Below are 4,112 nucleotides of genomic sequence, written 5' to 3'. Positions count from 1 at the left end.
CCAAAAAATATTATAATATAAATGTGCTATTTAATGGAAGTATCAACTATGTTTCCTAGACACATCAGGGGGGGAGTATTATGAGGAACAAAAGAAAGAGTACAGACTTAGTTTCACCTATTGGAACGTACTGTACAGCAGTAGATTTAAAAAATCCAAATGAAGAATATGTTGAAACAAAGCTATCACCATTTGCATCTTATAAGGGGGACAATCATAAGATTAATAGGCCAAAAAGAACTACATCAAAGTCAGAAGTAGATTTCTTATTGGAAAAAGGTCACATTGGTGAAGTTGAAAAAATTATATTATTTGCTATTAATAATTTGGTTTTTGCAACGTCTTTACAAATCACTACATATTTAAACAAACATGGGGCAAATATAGAATCAAAATCTGTTGCAAGAAAATTAACAAGATTAAAGGAAAAAAGCTTTATAAAACAAATCGAGTTTGTATCAGAAAATAGTACAAGTTCGTATAAAGCGTATTACCTAGGCTATCATGGAATAGGACTTTTAAGAGCGTTAGATAAGAAAACATATTCACAAGGGTATGTAAGTGAAATTAAAACTGCTAAAATTAAGTGTTTATTAGCATCCAATCAGTTGTTGACACAAGTAATGGGGCCAGATACACAGTTTAAAGTATCTAAAATAATACTAAATGAAAATATAAGAAATTGCATAGTAAGGCCACAATCAATCTTAACTAGTAATGGAAAAACATATTTAGTTGAAGTAATTAGAAAAACGGATAATTGGAGAGAAGAATTTCTTAATAAGCTACATAGGTATGAAAATGTAATTGAGAATTATGATAACTTAAATATTAAGTTTGATGAAAAGCCAGAGTTATTAGTACAAGGGGAGTCTTATGATCATATGATAGAAATTATGAATATGATTAAAGATCGACAAGAGGAAGTAAAGATAGATATAATCTATACTTACGATAGAATATTACTATACAATTTAGAAGATGCATTTTTTGCATTGGAAGAAAAGCAAGGTAAAAAGAAATTATTTTCATTCTTATTTAAATGCTAAAAAAATACCGCTATGGATAAGGGATTTATTCATAGTGGTATTTTTTATTGCAAAGATTTCTTACTATTAAAGTATCTACATGTTTCAAAAAAATCATGATATAAAGAAGCAAATCTACTATTCTTTAGCCAAACAAAATTGAACTCTCTTTTTATAGGTAGGCCTTTTATATTTATAATAGAAATCTGATTTGAATTTACAGAAGACTGAGCAGCTCTTTTATACATGAAAGATATACCGCAATTACTTGAAACAATGGATAAAATTGCAGGTAAGCTTCCTATTTCACAAACAGATTTAAAGCTATTGATACAAAGATTTTGTTCATACAGTAATTGTTCAAAAACATCTCGTGTTCCAGAACCTTTTTCTCTTAAGATTAAAGTTTCATTAAATAAATCATCTAAAGAATGTAATCCTTTTGAATATTTGGATTGAGGGTGACAAATACCAATGAAATCTTCCATAGAAAATAACTCATAGGTATATTCTGATTTATTAAAGTTGCCTTCGATAATAGCAAAGTCTATTTTACCTTCATTTAATAATTTTAGTAAAGCCGATGTATTATCAACAATCATAGACAAAGAAGTATGTTGGTTTTCTTTTAAAATATACTCGATAATGTCAGGCATAACATATTGACCGATAGTTAAAGTAGAGCCAAATTTGAAATAGGGATTTTGTGTATTATTAGATAATTGTTGAGTTATTTTTTCACAATCATTTACTAATGTAAGAGCAAAAGATTGAAGTTTCTTTCCAGCAGGCGTTAGTATAAGACTTTTACCTTCGTATTTAAATAGATTTACTCCATAATGTTTTTCTAAATATTTAATCTGTTGACTTACTGCAGGCTGAGTTATAAATAATTTTTTTGCAGTTTTAGTATAACTTTTAAGTTCACAAAGAGTGAGAAAAGTATTTAAACGGTGATCTATCATAATAAAATAGCACATCCTAACTATAAGTTAAATTTATTTATAATGAAGTATATATAATTAAATATTATAGTAATAAAGGGGAGTTTTCAATAGCATAAGAAAAAATAGAATAAAAAATTATAGATAATTAAAATTCTATTTTCATTCATAAAAAATTTACATTAAATTCACATTAATAATGTATTATTAAAGCATAGAAAGACTAGCTTAATAATTTACTTAAATACCCGTATAATGATAGATTCCCTCACACTCTTTTATCTATCATTATGAACCTTAAAGCCCTGTACCCTCGTAGCAGGGCTTTATTTTTTTATAGGAATTTATATTTTGGTTTTTCTTCTTTATAAATTATATATCTTAATAAATCATCAACATATATGGCAAGTAGAGATAAAAAGAACCAAGCAATAGAACTATTTAGTGATATTTGACCTAAAAAATTAAATCTTAGCCCAGAATAATCCCATACATTTAATAATAGTATTCTATTTATTATAATTCCTGAAATTAATTCTACAATATCAACAAGAAGTACTGAAATTAGCATTTGAAGTAATAAAGGTATATCTTTGTTTGAAAATTCATTTATAGATCCAATAAGTATAAAGCAAAGACCGCCTACTATTACCATTGAAACATGAGAATACCCTCTATAAGCGATTTCGATAAAATAATAAGTTATACCTCCTATGAGAAATAAGGTGAAATATTTAAGTGAAGTATTTAAAATTTTCATAGATTTTACTCCTTATAATTTCTTAATATTAGTAATTATTTTTTCTATCCAATTGATTAACATACATGGCAAAAAAAGTAACAAATTTTGTTTAGATAAAAATAATTGTGGGTAAATATATATTACAAAAGACAATCAGGAGGAAATTAGAATGTCAGATAGAATAGTATGCGATTGCATGGGAACTTCATTAGAAGATATAAAAAATGCTGTAGCTAACGGAGCTAAAACAGTAGAAGATATAAAAGAAACTACTGAAGCAGGAACAATCTGTTGTGGATGTGACTGCGAAATTGAAGAAGCACTTAATGAAGTATTATAATAATGAATAAAAAAATAAAGGGACTACAATGTCCCTTTATTTTTTTTAAGTAAATTAAAAAATATAATTGACATTAACGTTACGTAAAACCTTATACTTTAGTTAAACATTAAGATATTAATAAGTTAAATAGAAGGTGATATGAATGGAATACTCTATTAATGAATTAAGTAAAATTGCTAAAATTAGTACAAGAACTTTAAGATACTATCATGAGGTAGACCTATTGAAGCCTAAAAGAATTAATTCTTCTGGATATAGGATATATGGTGAAAATGAAGTTGATAAGTTGCAACAAATTCTTTTTTATAAAGAGATGGGTTTTAAATTGGATGATATAAAAAATATAATCAATTCTCCATCTTTTGATATAATGTTGGCTTTAGACAGTCATAAGAAAGAGCTTCTTAAAAAAAGAAATGAAATAAATTTGTTAATTGAAAATGTTGAAAAAACTATTAGTTATAAAAAAGGAGAAATCAAAATGTCAGATAAGGAAAAATTTGAAGGATTTAAAAAAGACTTAGTTAAGCAAAATGAAGAAAAATATGGGAAAGAAATACGTGAAAAATATGGTGATAAACAAGTAAATCAATCCAATACAAAAATGTTAGGTTTAAATGAAGAGGAATATAAAGAGTTTGAACAATTGGGGAGAGATATAATTGAAAAACTAAAAGAAGCAATGGAAGAAAATGATCCATCATGTGAAAAAGCACAAGAAGCGTGTGAACTTCATAAAAAATGGCTAGGATATTCTTGGAATTTTTACACAAAAGAAGCACATAGAGGCTTAGGTCAAATGTATGTAGCAGATGAAAGATTTAAAAAATATTATGATGATAGTAAAATAGGTATGTCAGAATTTTTTAAAGATGCGCTAGATATTTATACAAAATAGTACCCAAAAACTAAAATATTATACTGGTAATTTTAGGTAAATATCTTGGTTTATTATGGTAAAAAAAGATATGTATTATAATAAAGAAATTTCTTCAATTAAGTATTAAAGCCAACTTTAAAAAATATGCTAAATATTCTAAATATAATAAAAAAAT

5 protein-coding genes are annotated in these 4,112 nt (G+C 26.2%); 3 read left to right on the top strand and 2 right to left on the bottom strand.

Annotated elements, in window-relative coordinates:
- The first annotated feature begins 80 nt into the window (after nucleotides 1–80).
- A complete protein-coding gene (locus NSA58_RS16925) occupies nucleotides 81–1,049 on the top strand; it encodes a replication-relaxation family protein (RefSeq protein WP_039678840.1) in 969 nt (322 codons plus the stop codon).
- A 44-nt stretch (nucleotides 1,050–1,093) separates the two neighbouring features.
- Here the strand turns inward: NSA58_RS16925 and NSA58_RS16920 are convergent, their stop codons facing one another.
- Both NSA58_RS16920 and NSA58_RS16915 read right to left on the bottom strand, forming a co-directional pair.
- Nucleotides 1,094–1,993, bottom strand: coding sequence for a LysR family transcriptional regulator (locus NSA58_RS16920; RefSeq protein ID WP_257560720.1), 900 nt, complete (start codon nucleotides 1,991–1,993; stop codon nucleotides 1,094–1,096).
- Between the two features lie 313 nt (nucleotides 1,994–2,306).
- Nucleotides 2,307–2,732 carry a putative ABC transporter permease gene (locus NSA58_RS16915; protein WP_039678842.1) on the bottom strand — a complete coding sequence of 142 codons (426 nt, stop codon included), beginning with the start codon at nucleotides 2,730–2,732 and terminating at the stop codon, nucleotides 2,307–2,309.
- A gap of 151 nt (nucleotides 2,733–2,883) precedes the next feature.
- On the opposite strand from NSA58_RS16915, the gene NSA58_RS16910 reads away from it, so the two are divergent.
- A complete protein-coding gene (locus NSA58_RS16910; protein ID WP_039678843.1) occupies nucleotides 2,884–3,054 on the top strand; it encodes a (2Fe-2S)-binding protein in 171 nt (56 codons plus the stop codon).
- Nucleotides 3,055–3,199: 145 nt separating this feature from the next.
- Complete coding sequence (locus NSA58_RS16905; RefSeq protein WP_039678844.1) at nucleotides 3,200–3,955, top strand: MerR family transcriptional regulator; 756 nt, start codon at nucleotides 3,200–3,202, stop codon at nucleotides 3,953–3,955.
- The last annotated feature ends 157 nt before the right edge of the window (nucleotides 3,956–4,112 follow it).

This window comes from Terrisporobacter muris, from assembly GCF_024621905.1.
Taxonomy (GTDB): domain Bacteria; phylum Bacillota; class Clostridia; order Peptostreptococcales; family Peptostreptococcaceae; genus Terrisporobacter; species Terrisporobacter muris.
Note: the sequence above shows the minus strand (reverse complement) of the source record. Positions and strands in the feature narration are given on the sequence as shown.